Origin of the sequence: Rhodococcus triatomae (genome assembly GCF_014217785.1) — a bacterium.
GTDB lineage: Bacteria > Actinomycetota > Actinomycetes > Mycobacteriales > Mycobacteriaceae > Rhodococcus_F > Rhodococcus_F triatomae.
The window spans coordinates 2,847,594-2,871,792 of record NZ_CP048814.1 but is presented as its reverse complement, the minus strand read 5'-3'; the positions used below and the strand labels follow the sequence as shown (position 1 = coordinate 2,871,792).

The 24,199-nt window shown below is 67.4% G+C and carries 22 protein-coding genes; 16 read left to right on the top strand and 6 right to left on the bottom strand.

Annotation, left to right across the window (positions count from 1 at the left end; translation table 11 throughout):
• The first annotated feature begins 7 nt into the window (after window positions 1-7).
• Complete coding sequence (locus G4H71_RS13500; RefSeq protein ID WP_139183378.1) at window positions 8-937, top strand: hypothetical protein; 930 nt, start codon at window positions 8-10, stop codon at window positions 935-937.
• Between the two features lie 33 nt (window positions 938-970).
• Here the strand turns inward: G4H71_RS13500 and G4H71_RS13495 are convergent, their stop codons facing one another.
• Window positions 971-1,558 carry a DUF3558 domain-containing protein gene (locus G4H71_RS13495; RefSeq protein WP_083575207.1) on the bottom strand — a complete coding sequence of 196 codons (588 nt, stop codon included), beginning with the start codon at window positions 1,556-1,558 and terminating at the stop codon, window positions 971-973.
• Window positions 1,555-1,896 carry a hypothetical protein gene (locus tag G4H71_RS13490; protein WP_083575208.1) on the bottom strand — a complete coding sequence of 114 codons (342 nt, stop codon included), beginning with the start codon at window positions 1,894-1,896 and terminating at the stop codon, window positions 1,555-1,557. Before G4H71_RS13490 ends, G4H71_RS13495 begins: the two co-directional genes overlap by 4 nt.
• A 412-nt stretch (window positions 1,897-2,308) precedes the next feature.
• Between G4H71_RS13490 and G4H71_RS22635 the strand changes: the two genes are divergently transcribed.
• The 10 genes from G4H71_RS22635 to G4H71_RS13445 all read left to right on the top strand — a co-directional run bounded on the left by G4H71_RS22635 (window position 2,309) and on the right by G4H71_RS13445 (window position 13,700).
• Window positions 2,309-2,440, top strand: a complete 132-nt coding sequence (locus G4H71_RS22635) for a hypothetical protein (protein ID WP_255314924.1) — start codon at window positions 2,309-2,311, stop codon at window positions 2,438-2,440.
• Window positions 2,437-3,429, top strand: coding sequence for a hypothetical protein (locus tag G4H71_RS13485; protein ID WP_072740195.1), 993 nt, complete (start codon window positions 2,437-2,439; stop codon window positions 3,427-3,429). Before G4H71_RS22635 ends, G4H71_RS13485 begins: the two co-directional genes overlap by 4 nt.
• Window positions 3,429-4,376, top strand: coding sequence for a hypothetical protein (locus G4H71_RS13480; RefSeq protein ID WP_139183213.1), 948 nt, complete (start codon window positions 3,429-3,431; stop codon window positions 4,374-4,376). The genes G4H71_RS13485 and G4H71_RS13480 overlap by 1 nt, the downstream gene beginning before the upstream one ends.
• Complete coding sequence (locus G4H71_RS13475; RefSeq protein ID WP_072740196.1) at window positions 4,373-4,888, top strand: LpqN/LpqT family lipoprotein; 516 nt, start codon at window positions 4,373-4,375, stop codon at window positions 4,886-4,888. Before G4H71_RS13480 ends, G4H71_RS13475 begins: the two co-directional genes overlap by 4 nt.
• Before the next feature lie 102 nt (window positions 4,889-4,990).
• A complete protein-coding gene (locus G4H71_RS13470) occupies window positions 4,991-5,788 on the top strand; it encodes an ESX secretion-associated protein EspG (protein ID WP_083343005.1) in 798 nt (265 codons plus the stop codon).
• A 198-nt stretch (window positions 5,789-5,986) separates the two neighbouring features.
• Window positions 5,987-7,066 (top strand): lipase family protein, encoded by a 1,080-nt coding sequence (locus G4H71_RS13465; protein ID WP_083343020.1) that lies wholly within the window; start codon window positions 5,987-5,989, stop codon window positions 7,064-7,066.
• An 89-nt stretch (window positions 7,067-7,155) separates the two neighbouring features.
• Window positions 7,156-9,117 (top strand): cellulose biosynthesis cyclic di-GMP-binding regulatory protein BcsB, encoded by a 1,962-nt coding sequence (locus tag G4H71_RS13460; protein WP_072740197.1) that lies wholly within the window; start codon window positions 7,156-7,158, stop codon window positions 9,115-9,117.
• 7 nt (window positions 9,118-9,124) lie between these two features.
• Window positions 9,125-10,594: a hypothetical protein gene (locus G4H71_RS13455; protein WP_072740198.1), complete on the top strand. Its 1,470-nt coding sequence runs from the start codon at window positions 9,125-9,127 to the stop codon at window positions 10,592-10,594.
• Window positions 10,585-12,060 (top strand): glycosyltransferase, encoded by a 1,476-nt coding sequence (locus G4H71_RS13450; RefSeq protein WP_072740199.1) that lies wholly within the window; start codon window positions 10,585-10,587, stop codon window positions 12,058-12,060. Before G4H71_RS13455 ends, G4H71_RS13450 begins: the two co-directional genes overlap by 10 nt.
• Window positions 12,057-13,700 carry an ArnT family glycosyltransferase gene (locus tag G4H71_RS13445; RefSeq protein ID WP_072740200.1) on the top strand — a complete coding sequence of 548 codons (1,644 nt, stop codon included), beginning with the start codon at window positions 12,057-12,059 and terminating at the stop codon, window positions 13,698-13,700. The genes G4H71_RS13450 and G4H71_RS13445 overlap by 4 nt, the downstream gene beginning before the upstream one ends.
• A gap of 41 nt (window positions 13,701-13,741) precedes the next feature.
• Here G4H71_RS13445 and G4H71_RS13440 read toward each other — a convergent pair whose 3' ends face one another.
• The gene (locus G4H71_RS13440) at window positions 13,742-14,860 is read right to left on the bottom strand and encodes a cellulase family glycosylhydrolase (RefSeq protein WP_072740201.1); all 1,119 of its coding nucleotides are present in this window, start codon (window positions 14,858-14,860) and stop codon (window positions 13,742-13,744) included.
• 124 nt (window positions 14,861-14,984) lie between these two features.
• Here G4H71_RS13440 and G4H71_RS13435 point away from each other — a divergent pair, with 124 nt between their 5' ends.
• Complete coding sequence (locus tag G4H71_RS13435) at window positions 14,985-15,407, top strand: DoxX family protein (protein WP_072740202.1); 423 nt, start codon at window positions 14,985-14,987, stop codon at window positions 15,405-15,407.
• Window positions 15,408-15,413: 6 nt separating this feature from the next.
• On the opposite strand, the gene G4H71_RS13430 is transcribed toward G4H71_RS13435, so the two are convergent.
• From G4H71_RS13430 to G4H71_RS13420, 3 genes are read right to left on the bottom strand one after another with little or no spacing between them, the layout of a single operon-like run.
• Window positions 15,414-17,009 (bottom strand): hypothetical protein, encoded by a 1,596-nt coding sequence (locus tag G4H71_RS13430; protein ID WP_072740203.1) that lies wholly within the window; start codon window positions 17,007-17,009, stop codon window positions 15,414-15,416.
• The gene (locus G4H71_RS13425; RefSeq protein WP_083343003.1) at window positions 16,999-17,643 is read right to left on the bottom strand and encodes a signal peptidase I; all 645 of its coding nucleotides are present in this window, start codon (window positions 17,641-17,643) and stop codon (window positions 16,999-17,001) included. The genes G4H71_RS13430 and G4H71_RS13425 overlap by 11 nt, the downstream gene beginning before the upstream one ends.
• Window positions 17,644-17,650: 7 nt before the next feature.
• Window positions 17,651-18,271, bottom strand: a complete 621-nt coding sequence (locus G4H71_RS13420; protein WP_072740204.1) for a SipW-dependent-type signal peptide-containing protein — start codon at window positions 18,269-18,271, stop codon at window positions 17,651-17,653.
• Window positions 18,272-18,582: 311 nt separating this feature from the next.
• Here G4H71_RS13420 and G4H71_RS13415 point away from each other — a divergent pair, with 311 nt between their 5' ends.
• The 4 genes from G4H71_RS13415 (at window position 18,583) to G4H71_RS13400 (ending at window position 23,868) form a co-directional block, all read left to right on the top strand.
• Window positions 18,583-19,308 carry an HAD family hydrolase gene (locus G4H71_RS13415; protein WP_083343019.1) on the top strand — a complete coding sequence of 242 codons (726 nt, stop codon included), beginning with the start codon at window positions 18,583-18,585 and terminating at the stop codon, window positions 19,306-19,308.
• Window positions 19,305-21,659, top strand: coding sequence for a glycoside hydrolase family 65 protein (locus G4H71_RS13410; RefSeq protein ID WP_072740205.1), 2,355 nt, complete (start codon window positions 19,305-19,307; stop codon window positions 21,657-21,659). Before G4H71_RS13415 ends, G4H71_RS13410 begins: the two co-directional genes overlap by 4 nt.
• Window positions 21,660-21,757: 98 nt before the next feature.
• Entirely contained in the window at window positions 21,758-22,282 is a 525-nt protein-coding gene (locus tag G4H71_RS13405; protein WP_072740206.1) for a MarR family winged helix-turn-helix transcriptional regulator, read from the top strand.
• Window positions 22,198-23,868 (top strand): MDR family MFS transporter, encoded by a 1,671-nt coding sequence (locus G4H71_RS13400; protein WP_083343018.1) that lies wholly within the window; start codon window positions 22,198-22,200, stop codon window positions 23,866-23,868. The genes G4H71_RS13405 and G4H71_RS13400 overlap by 85 nt, the downstream gene beginning before the upstream one ends.
• The last annotated feature ends 331 nt before the right edge of the window (window positions 23,869-24,199 follow it).

Sequence of the window (24,199 nt, the reverse complement as noted above, 5' to 3'; positions counted from 1 at the left end):
GGGGCCAATGAGATCCCCATCGAACGAAGAACGTGTAGCTGTCCAGCATTTCTGGCCACAACCGCTGAGAATCTCCTGGATTATTCTCCTGGCACTGCTCGGCGCGCTCATTCCATTTACATCCGAAATGATCTTTCGCGGTATTCTCGAGGGAGAATCCGGTGTCGTCTCGGGTTCACTGGGCGCGCTGGCCATTCTCATCTCAGGGCTGATCGGAACAACAGGAAAGGTTGCCGCTCATCGGAATCTTTCGCCGAGAATTCGGGAAGCGACCGCTCAGGCACAGGGCCGGGGAGTCGTGGTACCGAGCGTCACCCTTCGCCATGCGTGGCTGATCTTCATGCTCGCCGGTGCCGCTGTATACGGCCTGGCAGCGTCGCTATTGTGGCACGTCGTCGGGAACGACACGTTGATTGCCAACAGTCGCGATCCCGACGTCGGGGCGACCGTGCTCGGCATACTGGGGGCGGGAGCCGTGGTCATGCTGGTGCTGCTCACCCCTTTCCTGTCCTGGTCACAGGTGATACTGATCCCGGAAGGAATTAGACGTATCCACCGGCCGCGGGTGCCCATTTTCTCGAAGGGATACGACACGTCCATCCCTTGGGATTCCATTGATCGAGTCGAACCAGACGTCATGAGTCGTGGATATTCCCGGAACATGCCGATCATCAACCTCCACCACAACCTGGAAATATCTGATCGTCCACATTACGACGGGGACGGCCGCCTCACGCTACTCTTGAACGACCTCGTAGCAGAACCCAATACGCTTCTCGCTCTGATCGAGGACGTGCACGCCAATCCAGAGCGGCGGCACCTTCTCGCCACCCCGGAAGCCCGGCTGCTACTCACTCCACCACCTCTGCGAGAACGGTGGGCGGCAGCGAAACGGCTGAAGCGTGAGGCCGGGGAAGCAGAGCGGTCGAGCACGTGACTCGATCCGGCCCACCACGTCGGAGAGGCATACTCACGCCCCCTCAGGCAGATAGTTCAAGAAAACCCGTGCTATATCGTCCATACCGTCACACCACTGCTCGCGGGTCATGTCACGTTCGAACAGGTCTCGGGTGAGGGCGAAAATGCCGATACCGATCTCCACGGTAAGTGTGCAGTTGATCCCCGAAGAGCGCATTCGAAGATCGACCGCCCGCCGACCGTCGAGCTCATATTCACGGAGATCGTTCCCGGCTTCCTTTGCCACGTACTCGTCGAACGTCGAGTTCGACGACGCGATATTTACGTATACATCCGCTGCCGGGGACACAAAAGCGCAGATCAGGAAGGTCCGATCAGGCCCCGGGTAGTCTTCGTACGCCTTCGTCGATGGATCCAATCCTGCCTCGACCAGTGCCTCGTCCGGGATGTCCAGGCATGGATCGAAGATCACGTCCGGACGCGCCGACTGATCGGTGAACCGAGGCTCCCGCACCTCCGACGTCGGCGCCTGCCCCGTTGCCGATACCTCGCCGGTGTCGTCATCGCCGCTGCACCCGGCAACCGACGCAGCCACCGCAACTACTATCGCGGCCGCACCGATCGTTCGCGTCACTGTCACGACGAAATCTCCCCGGCGATCAACGCAATCTTCTGCATCACGACACTCTCCTGATCCGCGTAGGCATCGCCACCCGCCTCGAACGCGTCCCGCATCGCGACAATCGCTTCCTCGAACTCGGCCAGCCTGGCGTGGACGGAATCCTCACCGTCCGCGCCCTTGCGTTTATAGCCGGCCTCGAGCTGTTTGGCCGAGTCGAAGCCACCGAACCCGCCCGCAAGGTTGAGGCCCGCAGCTTGCCTCATTGCCGTCCGCACATTCGCCAGGATGGCGTCGCACATCCCGACGAGTTCCTCGATCGCCCCCTCATCGAGGCGCAACGGCTTCTGCTCACTCACGGTTGATCCCCCCACAGCTCGTCTCGCTCGCGATGTATGCCGGACATGCTAGCCGAACACGACCAGGGCACCCGATCGGACGTGCCCCTGATCTCCACAACACACCTGAACAGGAGATACACGCAGGCATCCTCCGAAGACACCCTGCTGACCAGCAGTCCGAATCGAACGCAGGTGTTACCTTGTGACCTCGACAGGGGGCCGTCGGCACAGAGCAATAGGTCGAGGATCTGGACCATAAGGGGGACTCGTGGACGTTGATCCGGACGCGCTGCGGCGCTTCTCGAACTCGGTGTACGGAGCAGCGGAAACGCTCTCGAACACTGACGTGAGCACGTCATTCGCGATCTCACAGGACGCGGTGCAAGGGAGCGAGTTCTCGAATGCTGCGGAAGCTGCGTTCACTGCTGCGATGACCGGGTTCCAGCACGTCGCCCTTCGCCTGATCCAAGTCTCGGAGATCGCCAAGGGATCGTCGGACGACTACGAGGTGACCGAGGGCGACTTCATCGGAATGCTCGACGCGATGGACGTGTCCGAATGACCTCGACAGACACTCGGGCGACCACCATGACCGTCTCCTTGGTGCGAGCGTGGCGGCCCGCCGACCTCACGGAAACTGCACGCGGCACAGACATGCTCGTCGAGAGGTTCGATGCGCAGGTCGACAGGGTGCGCAGCGACCACTACACGCTCACCGAGACGTGGTCCGGCGACGCTGCCGAGGCGGCCGACCACCGCATCGCGCAGGAGTGCAAGCTGGCCTCAGCGATCAGTGAGGCACTGGCGGGCGTTGCCGCGGCCTACCGAGACGGCGAGCCGGCGCTTGCTGCCGCGAGAGCCAATGTCCTCGGACACGTCGAGCACGCGAGGTGGAGCGGCTTCTACGTCATGGACAACGGCGAGGTGACGCTGCCTCCGGAGACGGCGGGCGATGCAGCGACGATCGCGACGCTGAGAGAAGAAGCCGAAGCACAGACCGCCCTGGTCCAGGACGCGTTGCGGCAGGCCGTCGAGGTGTCCATGGACGTCACCGCCGCGCTACGCAGTGCTACCGAAATACTGGATGACGCAGCAGCCGCCGCACGCGTGGGACAGATCGTCGAGGACGGCGATGGATTCAGTTGGGCGCCAGACGTTCCAGCGACGGTGGCGGCCTCGGTCGTCGGGACGATGAGTAGTGCTATTGGTGACGGCTTGAAGTCCGTTGCGGACAGCGCAGATAACGCGTCTCGGACAATTGCGAAAGGCATGAGACCGTTCGGGACCGTGCTCGGAACCATTCCGGCCATTTCGAATGACATCAAGGGCGGCATGGACCCCACCAAGGCGGTTGTGACCGAGAGTGTCGGGGCGGCGGCCGGCGCTCTAACCGGGGTATGGGCTGGAGCAAAGGCTGGCGCCCTGGTCGGGTCCGGGGCTGCGCCGGGCGTCGGTACTGTTGTGGGTTTCGGTGCGGGCGCTGCGACCGGACTTATTGTCGGATATGCCGTTCCGAAAGCTGGCCAATATGTTTGGGGATTATTCGAGTGATGTCTGGTACCGACTCGAGTGTTTCAGAATATCGAATTGCGGCCGCCTGGTCGCAGCCCTTCAGCGTGGCAAATGCCTTGGTTTCGCTACTGTTCTCCCTACTTGCCTTGCTCCTGTGGGTTGCGGCCGCTGCCACGTATGTGGTTGATGGTGACGCGGTTGCGGCAATAGGTTTTTCGTGCGTCGGCATACTCGTGTCGATTCTTGTTGTCACAGCCCTCCGGAGCACCGGTTTCAGGAACTTCTCACCCGGTCGAGCAGTAAGAAATGTGAGATCGGATGACCATGGGGCGGGCCTGGCCGTCGCCAGTGGCTACAACGTCGCCAACTTGATCGGGGCAGCGATCTGCCTTGGTTCCGGCTACTGGGCGATGCTGTACGTGGCCTCTCGCGGAGGCGATGCGACCACTCTCGTCTCCCGCGGCCGGGCGACTCAGCAATCCGAATCCAGCTATATACTCCTGGGTGCCATCACTCTACTGATCGGGTTGGCTCTGATCGCTATCCGCATGCGGGCCAGCGTAACCATTTATGAATCCGGAATTCAGAGGATGGAATCTTTCAGATTCACCTTCCATCATCGCCGGACCACAACCTTCCTGGGGTGGGACGAGATGGCCGGCGTCGTTCGAGACGTAAAGATCGTGCCGACGGGGTGGGGCTCGCAAAACATACCGGTCCTCCGTCTGGTTCGGTCGGAAACCGCACCCGGACAGTCGAATCTCGACACCGCACAGAGTGTCGGATTGGCCGTCAATCGACTTCCTGTCGATGCGCAGACGTTGTACTCATTGGCAAAATCCATGTTCGACTCAGAAGATCGACGTCGACTTCTCGCCACCGCCGAAGCCCGGCTACTGCTCACTCCACCACCTCTGCGCGAACGGTGGGCGGCAGCGAAACGGCTGAAGCGTGAGGCCGAGGATGCAGAGCGGTCGAGCACGTGACGAGCGGAATCCTGGACTACCTTGCCGAACTCGGAGTCGAAAGCCGCCCGTGCGATCACGCCTCTGTGGGCGTCCACCCCGAGATCCCCGTTCTTCCGGGCTGGGAAGTGGTTCCGGCGGAAGTGCTTCCCTCCGCATTCCAATTACTCGTGCCGAGTTCCTACCCCGCGAAGAAGTGGCGCCCGAATGCCGTACTGATGCACGGCCAATTGTCCGCCCCGGTCGATGCGAACCGACTCCTCGCCCACGCCGACGAAGACTCGGCCGTACTCCCCGGATGGTCGGTGACCAAGGAATCGCGCGATCCATGGCACGGGCACCCGTCGTACTTCGTGGAAGGGACGTACGCGATCGAGGATCTCAACCTCCTCGCGATGACTCGATACGTCGTCCCGACCGGGCCCGACGGGCGCATGTACCTGACGCAGCTCACCATCACCATTCCTGCGGCGGAGCAGACACGTTTCGGCGTCGACGCCGTCACCATGAACGCGGCACTCGCGATCCGTTGAGAGCAGTGGCGTAGATGCCTGAGCTGGGCCCACATGCACCCTGCTGCTAGCATCCAGCCTGCATTCGCGAGAAGAACCGCGTGAAGAACATTGGGGGGAATCGTGGCGGGCGAACCTGGCTCGAGCTGGCTGCTGTCGTCCGGACAGTTCGACGTCATGTGGTCCGCCACCGGCCTCGATCGCATGCCCTACCCGCTCCATCACATCCCCGGCGGCAAGTACGCCGACGACGCCTTCCGTATCCGCACCGGACTCGAGCAGTGGTACCGCGACAACGACGACCAGCGGCTGCGGGCCTCGATCGACGTCCTCCGCAGCCCGGACCTGTCGGTGAGCGTGTTCGTGCCCACCGCGGACGGCGCACACTTCCAGCGCCGCGGTGCGGTGCGTGGACGTGTTGCCGTGGTCGCGGATCAGGCCCCCGAACGACACCGTGACACCATCCCGGACGACGCCTCGACCACCGGCGACATCGACCTGAGAGTCCAGGTCGCCGGCGCCGCCCCGGACCTGGGCTGGCTCACCCGGAAACTCCTGCGCGATCTGCCCGGCAACGAGCCCGGCCGCACGTCGGTCGTCACCGCACACGCGAAGGACCTGCACCAGGTGCCGGACGCCCAGCAGTCCTCCGTCCTGCAGAACACCGCCGTCTCCGGTGCCGCCCTGATGCGCCGAATCCTCGCCCGGCGCACCGCGTGTGGCTACGTCGTCGTGCACGGCCCCCGCGTGGGGGCCGATGATTCGGTGCTCGACAGCCTCACCTGGGTCGACGTCGCCGACGACGGGCGCTACCTCTACGCGGAGGACGACAAGGTGACACTCCGGGCCGCAGACCGTGACCTGATCGCCGGTGAACTCGAGCAGCGCGTCCGTCGCGTCCTCGATTCGCGCACCACCTGATCTCGATCCCTTCGGAGCACCGAAGCTGTTTCACCGCAACATTCTTCGGCGAGACACCACCGCGGAGCATCGACGAAAGACCCCCGCGGGCCCGTGTCCGGATGGTATGCACTGTGGTGCCGATATCCCCACCCGAGGAGCACAGCCTTGCCGACCCGCCTGCGTACCGCTTTGATCACCGCAGCATTGACCGCCGGCATGCTCGGCGCCGCCCCCACCGCTGCAGCCACCCCCGCAGGGGACACCGCCCCCGGGACCGTCACGGACGCAAGGCCACTCGCCGCAGACAAGTGGCTGACCGGCACCGCGGACGCATCTCTGCTGACCTACTGGTCGGTGGGCCCCCACGACCGGCCGATGCAGAGCACCGGCGTGGTCTACCTCCCCGAAGGCACGGCACCCGCGGACGGCTGGCCCGTGATCTCCTACGCACACGGGACGACCGGCATCGCCGACCACTGTGCACCGAGCGTGACCGGCGCGAGCGACCGGTTCGCCCGCAACCTCGAACACTGGCTGTCCCAGGGTTACGCCGTCGCCACCACCGACTACGTCGGGCTCGGCACCCCCGGGGTGCATCCCTATCTGGACGGGCGCTCCGCGGCGCACAGCGTGATCGACATGGTGCGCGCCGCGCGCGCCGTCGAACCGAGCCTGTCGGACTCGTGGGTGGCGATGGGTCAGTCGCAGGGCGGCCAGGCCACGATCTTCGCCGCACACCACGCCACCCGTTACGCGCCGGAGCTCGACTACCGCGGCGCAGTGGCCACCGCAGCCCCCTCCAACATCGAGAATCTGGTGTTCCTCGGCGGACCCGAGTTTCCCGATCTCCCCCTCTCCGGCACCACCGCCTACATCGCCTCGATTCTCACCGGGGTGCGCGCCCACTACCCCGACGTGGACGTCGATTCGTACCTTTCGCCGCTCGGCCGCAGCATCCTCGACGACCTCGAGCACAATCTCTGCTACGGCGACGTGAATGCGCAGTACGGCGACGCCACCATCGGACAGTTGTTCTCCCGTCCCGTGGACGGGGCCCTCGTCGACGCCGCACGCGCCGTTCTGACCGTCCCGACAGCCGGCTTCGACCGCCCCCTGTTCGTCGCCCAGGGACTCGAAGACATCGACGTCCCGCTGCCCCTGACCCTGAAACTGATCGCGGACATGCGGGCGAACGGCGTGGACGTCGATTTCCGCACCTATCGTGCCGCACACACCGGCACCCCGTTCGCCGCCGAGGAGGACATCACGGCGTTCGTCGCCGATCTCTTCCGGTGAGCGGTCGCGCCGAATCCGGCCCCGGCACCGGGCATCTCCACTAACCTCACACGCGGACGTGCCCGTCGCTGCCCCTGGGAGGCCTGCCGATGCCTGGTCGCTTCCGACGTTCGGCTGTCGCCTTCGTCGCGGTCCTCGCCATGGCGATGTTCGGCGGTGTTCCCGCCTCTCATGCGCAGGAGCCGGAACCCGCTGCCGGCCTCGTCGTGCTGGGCTCCCGCGCACTCGGGTTCGGCGAGGACGTGCCGTTCCGTGGCAACCACGACGAGGTCACGGTGACCGTGCCGGTCCCGACCGGGCTCACGCCGAGATCTCTCGACGCCGTGGTCGAGATGCCTGCCGACGTTCAGCGCGGATGGATCGACGTGGAATCGGACGGACGAACCCTGGCGCGCATCGACCTACCCGGCGCCCCCGCCACCGACGCCCCGGTATCGATTCCGTTGGACGGTGCCACGGTGGACCGCAATGCCGTCGCCGTCACCCTGCGGATCACGCTCGTCCCCCTCGAAGCGATCTGCCCGCAGGACTGGTTCGGCCGCAGCGTGACGCTTCGCGACACCCGCGTCGTCTACGACGGCACACCCACGGATCCCACCGTGATCGCCGACTTCCTCCCTCCGGTGCTCGAACGTCTCGACGTCTACGTCCCCGAGTCACCGACCGACGCGGAAAGTGCCGCAGCGCTGGCGTTGAGTACCGCGATCGTCGCCTACTACGGCGCCCAGCCGGTGCAGGTCCGGGTGCGCCCGCTGCCGGGAACCACGACCACGCCCACCGAAGCGGACGGCCCCTTCGAGCGGTCCGTCGTCGTCCGGGAGACAGGGGACGCCGCAACCGAACTCGTCCCGGCACCGGCGGGCCCCGGAGCACTCGTCCTCACCGGCGACGACCGGACCCTGATGGATCAGGCCCGGCTGGTCACCAGCCATGTGTCCTCCGTCGCCGTCGACGCGCGCGCGATCGCCGGCGCGATGGACCGTCCGCCGCAACTCGCACCGGACAGCACCACCCTCGGCGGGCTGGGGCTGGGGACGCTCACGGCGCGTGGTGTGGGCCAGGTCCAGGTGGAACTCACGATCGACCAGTCCCGCCTCGGACGCGCGTCCGGAAATCTGCGTATCCACCTGCAGGGCAACTACAGCCCACCCCCGGACAACCAGAGCGGGCTGCTCACGGTCTCCATCGGCGACCAGGTGCTCGACAGCTGGCCGGCAGACGACACCGGCACGATCGACAGGTGGATCGACGTCCCGGACGAGGATCTCGGCCGGTACACCACCCTCGACGTCACGTTGCAGAACACCGGCGGCACCAACCAGTGCGGGCTCGAGCAGCCGTCCACACTGACGATCTTCCCGCAGAGCGAGGTGTCCAGCTCGGCCACACCCGGCAACCCGAGCGGCTTCCAGGCACTTCCCCAGGCACTGCTGCCCGCGGTCCAGGTGGCCGGCACGGTCGGCGGATTCGACGACACCGCACGCGCCGTCGCGATCCTCACCGGGCTGCAATCGCTCACCACGGTGTCACTCGACCCCGAGTGGGTTCCCGTCGACGAGGCGGTGTCCTCCGGCGCGCCTGCGGTCCTCGTCGTCGCCGACGGCGCGCTCCCGGAAGGCGTGAATCCACCGCTGACCGAAACGGACGGAGTCACGCTCGAGCTGGCCTCTCCCACTGCCGACGGCAGCACGACGCTGACGCTCGGGTCGCAGACGAACTTCGCCGCACTCCAGGCCTGGGTCGACAACGGACGCGAGGTGCTGCTCGCGGGTTCCACGGCGGACCCGGCGGAACTCGACCGCACGCTGCGGTGGCTGGCCGCCGACCCGGATCGGTGGGCGGGCCTGAGCGGCGACGTCCTCTTCACCGCCGAAGGGCGTGACCCGGTGGATCTCTCGCTCCCCCCGGACTCGTCGCAGCAACCGTCCGAGAGCCTGCCCGGTGTGGCCGTCGCGGTGCTGTACACCGCCGGCGCCCTCGCCGTGATCGGTGTGATCCTCGCGGTCGTCGCGGCCACCCGACCGCGACGTTCGCCGCACGACGCCGACTGAGCCGCCCATGCTCAGGAGCACACCGGCGTCGATCGCGATCCGGCACCTCGGCGTCCGCTGGGCGATCATCGTCATCGCAGGTGTGATCGGTTTCGCCAAGACCTGGGACGCCGTCCTCACCAGCGTGGCCAGCGGTACGACCATCGCCTACGTGTGGGGGATGCCGTTTCTGTGCCTCGTCGCGGCGACCGGCCTCGCACTCCGCAAGCGGCCGGGCCTGCCCATCCACGACCGGCAGACCGACGTCATCGTCGGAGTTCTCGGGATGGTGCTCGTCCTGGCAGTCCTGTGGTTGTTGATGCCGCGCTTCGGTATCTACTACTGGCTCGTACAGATGGATGTGGTCGCTGCCTGGATCTTCACCGCGGCGAGTGCGGTCCTGCTGTTCGGGCTCCGGCCCGTCGCGAGCTACTGGCCGGTGTGGCTGCTGCCGTTGATCATGACGCCACTGATGTATCGGATGCTCGCCACGTTGCTCGGCGGGAGCCGATTCGCCTACGGGTTCGTCATGGTGGTTCTCGCCTCCGTCGCGATCGCGATCGCGGTGGGCCGCACTCGGCGTCGTGCACTCGTCGCGTTCTTCTGTTCGATCGCGGCAGGCACGGTGGCGCTCTCCGCGGCGATCCTGCTGCTACCCGAGGTCCGGGGCTGGATCCTCCAGGTGTTCCCCGGCCTGCTCGGTGCCGTCGTCACCGGAGCCGGCTTCTACCTGTACCAGCGTCGCGGAGCGAGCCTGGCTCCACTCGACCGCCCGCTCCGGCAGCCGGCCGTGTCCCGGTCGGTGTGGTCCGGGTCGCTGGTGGTGGCGGTGGTCGCGGTCCTGGTGCTGCTCATCCCGCTTCCGCCGCGGGCAGACCTGCGCGGATTCACCCCGGGCCCGCCCGCCACCGGGGAACCCACGCTGATCGTGCCCTCGGGCTGGTCCGAGACGGCACTGACCGAGTACGACTGGCAGCGTTCCTATTTCGGGCGCGAATCCACCCTGAACCGGCAGACGATCCGTACCGACCGGCCGCACCCGGACTGGGACGATCAGAACCGCCCCCGGATCGTGCAGATCGACACCCTCACCACCGAACACCCCTCCCGGGTCCGGGCCCTCCCCGCCCATGACATGTACCGGCTGGACAACGCCCGGGCGAGCGACCGGATCCCCGTCGACATCGGCCGCGGGATCACCGCACTGTTCGTGACCGTCATCGACGACAGTCTTCTCCTGACCTGGTCGCGGCTACAGTTCGAGTGGTCCCGCGGCGACGGCACGTATCAGCGGGTGATCCTGATCAGCGTCGACAACCACAACGCCGACGCCTACTTCCCCCAGCCGACTCCCTCGATGCTCGTCAACCTCGGCACCGCGGCGCAGATCCTGCTGCGTGGCGCCTCCGCGGTGACCGACGAGAACCCCGAGTACAAGGACCGCGGCATGCTCGAGACGCTCGGCAGACAACTGGTGGAGGCGCAGTCATGGCAGTGAGCCCGCACCGAAGGTTCGACCACGCCTACCAGGAGGCGGCACTGCACGACGCCGTCGACGGCCTGCGCGAACGCGCGCCGATCTCCTCCGCGTCGGTCGCGTTCACGCCCGGACAACGCACGATCGGCCTGAGCCTGCTCGCACTACTGATCGTGTGCGGGGTCCTCCTCACCGTACCCACCCTCGTGCTGTTGACGTTACTCAGCACGCTCGCCTACGTCGCCACCATGGTGGATCGGCTGGTGCTGTTCTATCGAGGCCTCGACGACAGCACCATCATCCGGATCAGCGACGAGGACGCCCGCGCGATCCCGGACGAGGACCTGCCCACCTACACGATCCTGGTCCCGGCCTACGACGAGGCGGAGGTCATCGGGCAGGTCGTCGCGAACATGGAGGCCCTCGAGTACCCCGCGGACAAGCTCGAGGTACTGCTGCTGCTCGAGGCGGACGACGAGTCGACCATCGCGGCGGCGGAGAAGGTCTGTCACGGGACGGTGACCCGCATCCTCACCGTCCCGGCAGCGGAGCCGCGCACCAAACCGAAGGCCTGCAACTACGGGATGCACTTCTCCGACGGCGAGATCGTCACCATCTACGACGCCGAGGACGGCCCCGATCCGCTGCAACTGCGACGGGTGGTGGCGGCGTTCCGCCGGCTCCCCGAGAACACGGCGTGTGTGCAGTCGAAGCTGGCTTTCCACAACGGTTCCCAGAATCTGCTCACGGCCTGGTTCACCGCGGACTACGCGCTGTGGTTCAGCTTCATCCTGCCCGGGCTGATGCGCAGTTCGTCGCCGATCCCGCTCGGCGGGACCTCGAACCACCTGCGCCGCTCGGTGCTCGATCGGATCGGCACCTGGGATCCGTACAACGTCACCGAGGACGCCGACCTGGGTGTACGGATCGCCGAATCCGGCTATCGCACCGCAGTTCTCGACTCGACGACCCTGGAGGAGGCGAACAGCGACACCATCAACTGGATCAGGCAGCGGTCCCGCTGGTACAAGGGTTATCTGCAGACGTGGCTGGTTCACATGCGGCGACCGAGGCACCTCCTGCGAGCGCTCGGGCCGATGGGCTTCTTCAGGTTCACCGCGCTCATGGCGGGCACCCCGGTCATCGCCTGCCTCAACATGGTGTTCTGGCTGATCACCCTGTCCTGGATCCTGGGGCAACCGGCGCTCATCCAGCAACAGTTCCCGCCGTACGTGTACTTTCCGGCGCTGATATCGCTGGTCTTCGGCAACATGGCGGTGCTCTACATGAACGTCATCGCCTGCCGCGAGACCCGCAACTCTGCGCTGCTGGTCGCGAGCCTGACCTCGCCGCTCTACTGGGTCCTGATGAGCATCGCCGCGATCAAGGGCACGTACCAGTTGCTGCGCAATCCGTCGTACTGGGAGAAGACCGCGCACGGGCTGCCCGGCACCGGGAACGACACGCCGAGTGGGGGCCCGGCGTGAGAGTGCGTCCGACGGTCGGGCTCTTCTGGGCGACCACCGCCGTCTACGTCGCGATCGGACTGTATCTCTCGGTGGGGCACGGGTATCTGATGGGCGATTCGCTGAGCCGGGTCGCCGCGGCCCGCAGCGTGATGTTCAGCCGCGACCCACACCTGGCCGCTATCGGTTTCATCTTCACCCCGCTCACCGCTATCGCCCAGCTGCCCACGGTGTTCCTGGGCCAGTGGTGGGTCTCGCTCACCTCGTGGGGAGTCACCGGAACGCTGATGTCCGCCCCGTTCATGGCGGGCGCAGTGGTGCAGATGTACAAGATCGGGCGCGATCGTGGGGTGCCCCCGTGGCTGATGTGGACCGTGACGCTGGTGTTCGCGCTCAATCCGATGGTGCTGTTCTACGGCGCGAACGGCATGAGCGAGGCACCGTTCCTGTTCTGCGCCTGCTGGGCCGCGCGCCGGCTGATCCGCTGGTGCAGCACCGACGACGTCCACGACCTGGTCGGCGCCGGACTCGCTCTCGGTCTCGGCTATCTGGCCCGGTACGACGCGCTCGCGGCGGCCGGGTTCGTCACCCTCTTCGTGCTGGGAGTCGGGTTGTTCCGTCACGGGCGCAGCGGCATCCGCGGTACCTGGCGTCAGGCGCTCCTGGATGCGGTGCTCGTCGCTCTCCCCAGCGCACTGGCCTTCCTCGGCTGGGCGTTCACCAGCTGGCTGATCACCGGCCAGGCCCTGCAACAGTTCTCGTCGACGTACGGCAACGCCTCGATCCTGGAGCAGAGCGGCGGCGGTGCCGTCGACCCCCTCGACGCGTTCGGATATTCGCTCGCCGAGATCTTCGTGATGGGTCCCGCACTGCCGGTGCTCCTCCCGGTGGTGCTGATCCTCGCCCTGCAACGACGAGACCTGGAGGTCGCGGCCTCGACGCTCCTGTTCGGCTCGCTGCTCCTGTTCGCGACGTACACGTTCGTGGCGGGCCAGACCTTCCCCTTCCTGCGCTTCTACTTCTCGGCGCTGCCTCTGATGGCATTGGCCGTCTACCAGCTGGCGCCTCCGCGCGGGCAACTGCACGCACGACGACCGGGTCCGTACCTCCACGACCGGCCACCGACACGTCCGATCCGCCCACCGATCGCGGCGCTCGCCGCCACGTCGATGGTCGTCTCGGCGGGCGTGACGGGGGTGCTGATGCTCGATCCCCAACTGTCCGTGCAGCAGTTCGCCCTGCGCGCGGTGGTGTTCCCGGATCGGCCCGGCCCCGACGAGACCGCGGCGCACGCGCGGCGCATCGTCGCCTCGTTCCAGACCGAACGCGAGATCGCCGATTACATCGACTCACTGAACCTGCCTCGGGGATCGGTGCTCATGGACACCGTGTACGGATTCGCGGTCTTCACCGCCACCGAACGCCCGGACACGTTCGTGATCCCCTCGGACGAGGACTTCACCGGAATCCTCAACCGCCCCGCCGAGAACGGGGTCCGCTACATCCTGGCCGTCCCCAACACCGGGCGCGGCGAATCCGATGCCGTCAACCGCCGCTTCCCCACCCTCTACGACGACGGCGGCGACGTCGCCACGCTGGAACTGGAGATCCCGAACACCGGTGACAACCAACCGACCTGGCGGCTGTACCGGGTGTACTGACCCGGGCTCGCCGCGGGTGGCGGCCGGGCAGCCAGGTTGCCCTATCCGAGTCGGTTCTGCCGGGCGAGGAGTTCCCGGACCGGGTCGTCGGGCCCGATGTCGAAGGTGCATTCGGCCTCGCGCGGGTCCGGCACGAAGGCCCACAGCAGTGCGCCCGCCGTGCCGGCCCGGCGTTGCCCGTCGATCTTGCGGGTCACGTCGTCCACCCGCTGGGCGGCCGACGCGCATCCCGGTGAATCCCCTGCGTGCTGGCCGATCTCGGTGACGACGAGCGGCTTTCCCACCTCCTGGGCCTGCCGCAACCGCACGGCCAGGCCGTTGTAGGCGTCTCCGGGCAGCGGCACTCCGTCCGCGCCGTAGTCGTGGTATTGGAGGACATCGAGGTACGGCGACTCCGCCAGCCGCCGGTACTCCGGACCCGCGGTGCCGCACTGGCCGCCGCCGATCGTGCCCACCGTGATCAGATGCCGCGGGTCGATGTCCCGGATGATCTCTCCGACGTCGTCGACGAAGCGGCGCAGCACCTGGTGCCCGTCCGGAGCACACGGCCCGTCCCGGCTCAGCAGCGGCTCCGGCTCTCCGATGGTCTCCCACATCGCCAGCGCCGGCGAGTCCTTCCACCGATCCACCGCGATGCGTACCCACTGCTCGTAGCTCGTCGTCGGCGTGAATCCCCGCTCCGCTGCCGCGGAACCGTTCGCGCGGCGCGGGGCGCGCCAGCCGTCCGCGTACCAGTCCCTGGTCTTGAACACTTCGTCCGCGCATGCCCCGTCCCACGCCGACAGCACCGGCAGAACCAGCTGGCCGTGCCGCTCCGCGGCCTGGAACACCCGATCGATCGGCCCGAAATCGTATTCGCCGGTGACACGATTCGTCGCGAGCGAATCGAACGCGTTGAACCGGGTGAGCGAGTGCGGGGGCAGGGAGGCGAAGAACGAGTCCAGATCGACCATCGCGCCGCAGCCGATGTTGACGGACCAGTCCGTGGCCAGCTGGTAGGCGTTGAGGCCGGCCGGCCACCACGGCGTACCGTCCAGCGTCACACCCGACGGATTCGCCTCCACCCGTGGCGCGGTCGGCGTCGACGTCACCGGGGCCGGGGACGTGCACGCCGTCAGCGCGACCGCGGCCGCGACGACGAGCACCCTCACGACCCGCATGCGCCCAGCGTGCCACCACGACGCGGACCGCGCGGCGGATCGTCCGGAACCCGTCGAGCGCGCGGGCGGCGAGGCGGGTCGGTGTGACCGATGAGTTTTGCCGCGGCACCCGGTCTCACCCTGCATGAATACTTCGACTGCATCCACGTCCCCGGCGGCCGCGGCCGCCCCGATCTCCGCCCGCGCGCGGATCGCCGGCTGGATCCTCACCGGGCTCGCCGGCCTGTTCCTGCTGTTCGACGTCATCGTCCACCTCGTGCACCCCGAGTCGGCCACCGAGTGGGCAGATGATCGGGGCCTGCCCTACTACATGCTCACCACGATGGGAGTCCTGCTGGGGATCTCCCTGGTGCTCTACTTGATTCCGCGCACCGCGGTGCTCGGCGCCGTCCTGATCACCGCCTACCTGGGCGGCGCGGTGTGGGAGAACATCCGCTCGGAGGAGGCGTTGTTCGGCTACATCCTGTTCCCCGTGTACATCGCGATCGTGGTGTGGCTCGGTCTCTATCTGCGGGACGCCCGGGCCCGCGCCGTTGCACCCTGGTGAGCGAGGTCAGCCCGTCCGTAGCCTTCGGCGTGGGCTCCGGGTCGTGGTGGTGGTGGTGGACGTAGCGGGGGTCGCCTGATCGGACGCCACGGGCTCCACGGGTGGAGCCGGTTCGGCCGTCGGTGTCTCGGTGGTCGTCGGTACCACCGTGGCGACCGGCGGCTCGGCCGGCGGCGGCTCGGTGGGTGGCGGTGCGGCCGGTGCGCCGGTACTCACGGGCGGGCCGGTACCCGCCGGTGGGCTGACGGGCGGCAGCGTGAAGTACCAGCCGGGCGTTCCCTCCGGATGCCACAGCATCGCCGACGCGGGGCCGGCCCCGACGTCCATGCCCACCCATCCGTCGTAGTCGAGACCGGGGCGCAATCGGGACGGGAAACCGTTCCGATCACCCAGGTCCGCGGCACCGACCTTCCTGCCCACCCCCTCGGAGACGGCACGGAAATCCGCCGCTTCGGGAGCTGCCAACTGCTCGACCACATCCTCCACTCTCATCCGGACGGCGAGTCGGGAGGTGCTGTCCCAGGAGGCGTCGTCCACGGTTCCCGTCGCCACTCGCGTCCCGTCGGCATCGTGGATGTCGAAGGGCCGACCGAACACCACCGACACGGGGCCGGCGGGCGCCCCACCGGATTCCGCTGCCTCGGACTCACCGTTCTCGGTGTCCCCGGCTCCAGGTTCCCCGGCCCCAGGTTCCCCGGCCCCGGATTCCGCGGGGCCCGAATCCGTGTCGCTCTCGATGCTCACCTCGTCGGCCGTCATCACTTGCTCCGGCGACATCGGCATCGGACCGGCGATGCTCGCCAACGGCCCCGGCGCCGAACCGATCGCGCAATCCGCGCTGAGCACGTTCATGTCCATCCTCCACTGCGGCACCAACCCCAGCAGAAGACGCTCCTCGAGCTGCAGACGCAGCCGGGACACGGCCGAGGTGCCCGTCGTCGTCTGCACGTGCGTCAGAGTTCCCACGTAGCTGCGCAGCAGTCCGGTGACGTTGATCGGCGTCGATGCGTTGGGCCCGGGAATCGCCACCGTGCTGTTGAGCACCCGCAGGGTTCCCCCCGTCAGTGGCCCGGCCTGCGGCGGCGAGCCGTCGGCGGGACACAGCGCACTGGTCGAGAACACTCCGGTGGTCTCCACCGAGTTTCCGCTCAAAGCGGTGTTGCGCACGACGAGGTTACGCATCTGCGACGACGCCGACGCGTCGTTCACACCCAGCTCCGGTCGGCACGAGGTGGCGTCGGCGGAGTAGTACGACGCGCAGGAGTTGCCCTCGGCGCTGATGTTGAACAGGCCGAGGAAACCACTCGACGAGAACGACTGCCATCCCGTCGCCGTCGTGCCTCGTGCCGTCTGGTCGCGCAGCGCCTGCGCGCCGGGAAACTCTCCCGACGTGATGAGCCGGTCGATGAACGCGTTGGACGAGCGAGCCCGGGCGTATCCGACCGGCACGTAGTCGGGGTCGACCCCGAATGTTGCCGCACCCCAGTTCGAATCCTGCCAGGACGCCAGCACCGGCCCGGAGTTCCCGCCGATCAGGGCGCCGGCACCCAGACACGCGATGGCGGCAGCGGCCACCGCCCGACGCCGGTCGCTACGGGACACCGGTGGCCTCCTCGTCGTCGGGCTCGGTCATCTCGGCCTCGGCGGTCTCGTCGCGCCGGGGCCAGAACGCCCACAACACGAGCCCCGCCGCAGCGATCGTCAGACTCGCGAGCACCCGGGGATCGGAGAGCCACACGACACCCCTCGCCAGCCCGGGAACATGCCACACCACCTCCCGGACCGTGCTCACCCGGTACATGCCCGGGTCGGGGTTGGGGTTGTCGTCGCCCTGCATCGCGACGAGGACCTCGCCCCCGGTCTGTGGATGCACCTCGATCACCCGGTGGCTCACCGGCAGCTGACCGGGGCGGTCCACCGTGATGACGTCGCCCACCTGCACGTCGGTCGCCGGAATCTCGCGGACCAGGGCCAGCGATCCCTGCGGGATCGTCGGTGACATCGAGCCGGTCTTGAACATGATGAGCGAATAGTTGAAGACCACCGCACAGATGACCGCCGCGATACACACGACGCCCGCCGCCGCGAGAACGTTGAGCACGACGTTCTCCACGACCGCCCATCTCGACCGTCGGAGCGGCGGGCTCGGCGCCGATCCGCCCTGCGCGGTCTGTGGGGTCACCGGCTCCGTGGTTCCCGGCTCCGTGGTTCCCAGCTCCGGGCTTTCGTCGGCCATCCGCGTGTCAGTCGCTGGTCGCCTGCATCTCCCACGCCGCGTCCACCGTCTGGGCGAGGCCGGACGGATTGGTACCCGCGGGGAGCGTCACCGTGTAGCAGAGCCAGTTGTCGGCGCCTGCCGCCATGGTGAACGGTGTCGATGCCCCGACCGTTGCCAGCTTTCCGGTGACGATCTGAGTGCCGCCGGTGCCCGTGCACGCACCGGGATTGGTGGACCCGTGGTCGTACACCGTGACGTCGAGGGCCTGGGCCAGCGTGTTCGCGCCGTCCACGACCGGCGAGGCGACGGTGACCGTGGAACCGAGGTGCCCCTCGGTTTCGCGCAGACCGAACAGGGCGTGGACCGAGTCTCCGGGTGTGAGCGACCCCGGGTCGATCGCTCCCAGGTCGAACTGCATGGAGCCGGCGTCCGCCTGGATCTGGAACTCGTGCCAGCTCGTGCCTCCGTCGACGCTTCCCTGCATGTTCCAGGATTGGTCGCCGGTGCCGAAGGTGGCGTCGCCCCAGACCGAGTCGTTCCAGGCAGCGAGTGTGACGACGGCCCCGACTCCGAGGACGAGTCCGGAGGCCAGTATCGCGCGCCGCTTCCGGCGGCTTCGTTCGCGAGTGAGTTGGTCGGTGGTCATGACGCGTCCCTTGTCGTGGAGTAGGACCGGGCGGATGGTCGCCGTCCGGGATCCAACGTGTGGAACATCACGTTCGGATTTCGAGCGGACATGGCAGTGCCGCAAGCACATTCATGTCCCGAATCGGTCCCGACCGGCAACCCCGCGACTTGCCGACTGAATGGGACGATACCGGCACCGCCCCGAACGCGGACGCGAAAGGAAATGTTTCCTCCCACGCCCGCCCGGCGGCGACACGGACACTCGGTGACCGACCCGAGATCCGGAGATTCAGCGGAACCGTCGATCGGAGCGGTAGCGTCGAAATCGTGATAGGTCTGCCCGATTCGATCTCGGCGTGTTTGTTCGATCTCGACGGAGTGTTGACGAGCACGGAGGTACTCCATCGGAAGGCGTGGAAGCGCACTTTCGACGATTTCCTGCGCACCAGGGAGGGTACGCATTTCGCGCCGTTCACCGATGCCGACTACCTCTCCTACGTCGACGGCAAGCCGCGAGCGGACGGTGTCCGGTCGTTCCTCTCCTCGAGGGGCATCACCCTGCCGGAAGGTGGACACAACGATCCCCACGGCGCCGAGACCGTCAACGGCCTGGGCAATCGCAAGAACAATCTGCTGCTCGCCGTCATCGACCAGGAGGGCGTCAGTCCGTACCCGGGGTCGGTGCGCTACCTCAGCGCCGTGTACGAGGCAGGCCTGAAGATCGGTGTCGTCACCTCGTCGGCCAACGGCAAGGCGGTGCTCGACGCCGCGGGCCTGAGCCGCTACGTGCACGTGCGTATCGACGGGGTGGTGATCCGGGATCGCGGGCTCCGCGGTAAGCCCGCACCGGACTCCTACCTCGCCGCGGCCGAGGCACTTGCCGTGAGCCCCTCGGGGGCAGCAGTTTTCGAGGACGCGATCTCGGGCGTCGAAGCCGGACGCGCGGGCAGTTTCGGCCTGGTCGTCGGCGTGGACCGCGTCGGTCAGGCCTCGGCGCTGCGCACCCACGGCGCCGACGTCGTGGTGAGCGACCTCGAGGAGTTGATGACGCCGTGAGCGAGGACGAGGAGAAGGGCTACGAGATCGCGCCGTGGCGGTTGCGCTGGCGCGGCCTGGACCTCCACGAACTCCATCGCACCGAGTCCACGTTCGCCCTGTCCAACGGCCACATCGGGATGCGCGGCACCTTCGAGGAGGGCGAACCGCGCGGCCTGCCCGGCACCTACCTCAACGGGTTCTACGAACGCCGGCCCCTGCCGTACGCCGAGGCCGGGTACGGCTACCCCGAGGACGGGCAGACCGTCGTCAACGTCACCGACGGCTCCATCATCCGGCTCCTCGTCGACGACGAGCCCCTCGACATGCGTTACGGCACGGCGCTCTTCCACGAGCGCACCCTGGATTTCCGGGCCGGGACGCTGCGGCGGGTCACCGAGTGGGAGTCCCCCACCGGCCGCCGGGTGCGGATCACCTCCGAACGGCTGGTGTCGTTCACCTCCCGCGCCCTGGTCGCGATCCGGTACGAGGTGGAACCGCTCGACGGCGAGGTCGAACTGGTGGTGCAGTCGGATCTGCTCGCCAACGAGCCGATCGAGTCCGCAACGAAGGATCCCCGGGTGGCGGCCGCCCTCGACGATCCGCTGGTGGCGGACGCGGCGTCCGCGAGCGACATGCGCGCGACGCTCGCCCATCACACCCGTTCGTCCGGGCTGCGGATGGCCGCGGCGATGGATCACCAGGTCGAACCCCTGGAGGCGGCGCAGTGCCGGATCCAGGCCGAGGGCGACCTCGCCCGGCTCACCATCGCCGTCGACCTTCCCGCCGACGGAAAACTGCGGCTGACCAAGTACGTGGCCTACGGCTGGTCCGCCCAGCGGTCCTCCCCCGCGCTGCAGGCGCAGGTGGACGCGGCACTGGCCCAGGCGGTGGAGACGGGCTGGGACACACTGGCGCACCGCCAGCGCGAGTTCCTCGACCACTTCTGGTCGGTCGCGGACGTCGAGATCGACGGCGACACCGAACTGCAGCAGGCAATCCGGTTCGCCCTGTTCCACGTGATCCAGGCCGGGGCGCGCGGCGAGACCCGCGCCATCCCGGCGAAGGGTCTCACCGGCCCCGGCTACGACGGGCACGCCTTCTGGGACACCGAGATGTTCGTGCTCCCGTTGCTCACCTACACCCTTCCCGATGCGGCGCGGGACGCGCTGATGTGGCGGTACCGCACCCTCGACAAGGCGCGGGCGCGCGCCCGCCAGCTCGGGCAGGCCGGGGCGATGTTCCCGTGGCGCTCGATCAACGGTGACGAGTGTTCGGGCTATTGGCCCGCCGGCACCGCGGCATTCCACGTCAACGCGGACGTGGCGAACGCGACCGCCCGGTACCTGGCCGCCACCGACGACGAGCAGTTCGCCGAGGAGTGTGGCATAGAGCTGCTGGTGGAGACGGCGCGACTGTGGATCTCGCTCGGACATCACGATGCACACGGAGAGTTCCGTATCGACGGGGTGACCGGGCCGGACGAGTACAGCGCGATCACCGACAACAACGTCTACACGAACCTCATGGCGCAGCAGAACCTGATCGAGGCGGCCCGATACTGCGAGCGCTATCCGGCCGTCGCCCGGTATCTGGACGTCACCGAGGAGGAGGCGGCACGCTGGCGGGCTGCCGCCGAGCACATGCGCATCCCGTACGACGAGGCACTCGGGGTGCACCCCCAGTCGGACGGGTTCACCCACCACGCGGAGTGGGACTTCGCCGGGACACCCGCGGAGAACTACCCGCTGCTGCTCCACTACCCGTACTTCGATCTCTACCGGAAACAGCTGGTCAAGCAGGCCGACCTGGTGCTCGCGATGTATGTGCGCGGCGACGCCTTCAGCTACGAGCAGAAGGCGGCGAACTTCGCCTACTACGAGGCCCTGACGGTGCGGGACTCGTCGCTCTCGGCCTGCGTGCAGGCGGTGATGGCGGCCGAGGTCGGCCACATGGAACTCGCGTACGACTATCTCGCGGAAGCGGCGTTGACCGATCTGCACGATCTGCACGACAACGTCCGGAACGGGCTGCACATCGCCTCGCTCGCGGGCGCATGGATGGCCTGCGTGGCGGGGTTCGGCGGGATGCGGGACTGCGGCGACCGGGTGGAGTTCGCGCCCCGGCTGCCGCCACGGCTGACCCGGATCAGCTTCAACCTGCGGCTGCGCGGGCGTGAGGTGCGGGTCGACATCGGCAAGGAGGAGGCCACGTACCACCTGCGGTCGGGTGCCCCGATGCGGCTGGTGCACCACGGCACGGACTTCAAGCTGGGGGCGGCACCCGAGCGGATGCCGATCCCGGATCTGCCACCGATCTCGCCGGTGCGGCAGCCGCCCGGACGGGCACCGATCGCCCGTAGCGAGCTGTGACGAGGGCTTGCACCGCCCCTTACGAGTTGTTTACTTGCGGCAACCATCTATATAGTTGTGTTCGTTAAGTAAGTCTCTTCTCTCCATTCGAGGCCACCGTGTCCGTCACCCGACCCACTTCCGAGGATCTCGTCGACGAGATCTTCCTCTTCGGCCGCGCCCTGCGCGACGCCCTCAATGCGGGCGAGAGCGGTTCGCTCCCGCCCGCCTTGAACGGCGTGCTGTTCGTCCTCGCCGGCCACGGCGAATGCCGGCAGAACGAGCTCGCATCGGAGCTCTACGTCAGCCAGTCCTCGCTCAGCAGGCAGATCGCCGAGTTGGTCGACCTCGGACTCGTGGAACGCCGACCGGACCCGTCGGACGGACGCGCGTTCCGGATCGACGTGTCCGAACAGGGCTGCTCCTACATTCGGGAGATCAAGGCCGCGCGCGCCTCACAACTTCAATCGCTCCTCGACGGATGGACCGAGGAGGACGCCGCCGCCGCGGCGATCTCCGTCCGCCGGCTCAGGGAAACCTTGACCGAGCGGCAACCGCGATCCACGCCCTCCCCGGCGCCGTCCTCGAGCCCCACGGCCTCCTCGGGGGCCACGTTTTCATCGACAGGAACACCACACGCATGACACACACCGACTCCGCGGCACCCACCGCACCGGAATCCGGCATGACCCACCGCCAGATCCTCGAAGCCCTCGTCGGCCTGCTCGCCGGACTGTTCACGGCCCTGCTCAGCACCACGATCGTCGCCACGGCGCTGCCCACCATCATCGGCGACCTCCAGGGGTCCCAGACCGCCTACGCCTGGGTGATCACGACCGCACTGCTCGCGAACGCGGCCTCCACGCCCATCTGGGGCAAGCTCGCCGACCTGTTCAACAAGAAACTGCTGGTCCAGCTCTCGCTGATCATCTTCGTCGTCGGATCGATCGTCGCCGGCTTCGCGCACAACGTGCCCGTCCTCCTCGTCGCCCGCGTCATCCAGGGCATCGGCATGGGCGGACTCACCGCGCTCGTGGTCGCGATCATCGGCAGCATCGTCTCGCCCCGCGAACGCGGCCGGTACTCCGGGTACATGGGCGCCGTCATGGCCGTGTCCATGTCCGGCGGCCCGATCCTCGGCGGCGTCATCGTCGACAGCCCACTCGGCTGGCGGTGGACGTTCTTCGTCTGCGTGCCGCTCGCCGTCGTCGCGCTCGTCCTGCTCCAGCGCACCCTGCACCTCGACACCGAACGCAAGTCGGACGTCTCGATCGACTGGCTCGGCGCGGCCCTGCTCACCGCGGGCGTCTCGGTGCTGCTCATCTGGGTCTCCTTCGCGGGCAAGGCCGACTACTACGCCTGGATGTCCGCGCAGTCGGCGATCCTCGTGATCACCGGACTCGCGCTGCTCGCCCTCACCGTCCTGGTCGAATCGAAGGCCAAGGATCCGATCATCCCGCTGAAGATCGTCACCGAGCGCACCACCGGGCTCGCGATCATCGCGTCCGTCGCCGTCGGCATCGGCATGTTCGGTGCCACCACGTTCCTCGGCCAGTACTTCCAGACCGCCCGGGGGTACAGCCCGACGGCGGCAGGCATGCTCACCATTCCGATGGTGGCCGGCATGCTCGTCGGGTCGGTCGTCTCGGGTCAGCTCATCACCCGATTCGGCAAGTGGAAGCCGTTCGTCGTCGGCGGATCGATCCTGCTCATCATCGGCTTCGCCCTGCTCGGCACGCTCGACCACGAGACCGGCCTGGTCCCGGTGGGCGTCTACATGGCGATCGTCGGCCTCGGCATGGGCTCGCTCATGCAGAACCTGGTGCTCGCCGTGCAGAACACCGTGAGCGTGCAGAACATCGGCGCGGCGTCGAGTTCGGTCGCCTTCTTCCGAACCTTCGGCGGTGCCATCGGCGTCTCCGTCCTCGGGTCCGTCCTCGCGACCCGGGTCGCCGACCTGTCGGCCCAGGGCTTCGCCGCCATCGGCATCGACACGGGCGGGTCCGCGGCCGGCGGCAACCTGGACATCGGATCGCTGCCGGAGCCGATCCAACTGGTGATCCGGGCCGCCTACGGGGATGCGACCGGGCGGATCTTCCTCATCGCGGCCGGCTTCGCCGTGATCGCCGCGATCGCGGTCGCACTCCTGCCCAACCGCCCGTTGCGCCGCACCATCGACCTCGAGGTCGAACCCGGGCTCACCGAGGAAGAACTCGCACCGCGAAGCTGAGACACCACCCACCTGTCAAGCGGTACCGACAGTTACATCATTTCTCACCGAAGAATCGAAATCGGGCTACCGACGAGTATCAGAGTTCGTACTCGTCGGTAGCCCGTTTTCATTACTCACCGGTAAGCTCCGGATCCGTAACTTCTCACGAAATTGTTGCGGCACACAGACATTCACTGCGACAGCGACATTCACGATTTCCCGGGCCGCCCACCGCATGAAGAACATGACAGCGGCTCTGAAATAATGCATGCTTGCCTTCGGTCGAGGCGGTACGAGGAGCTGACGCGTAATCCCGCAACCGCCCGGCGCGATACACACGCGGTAGCCG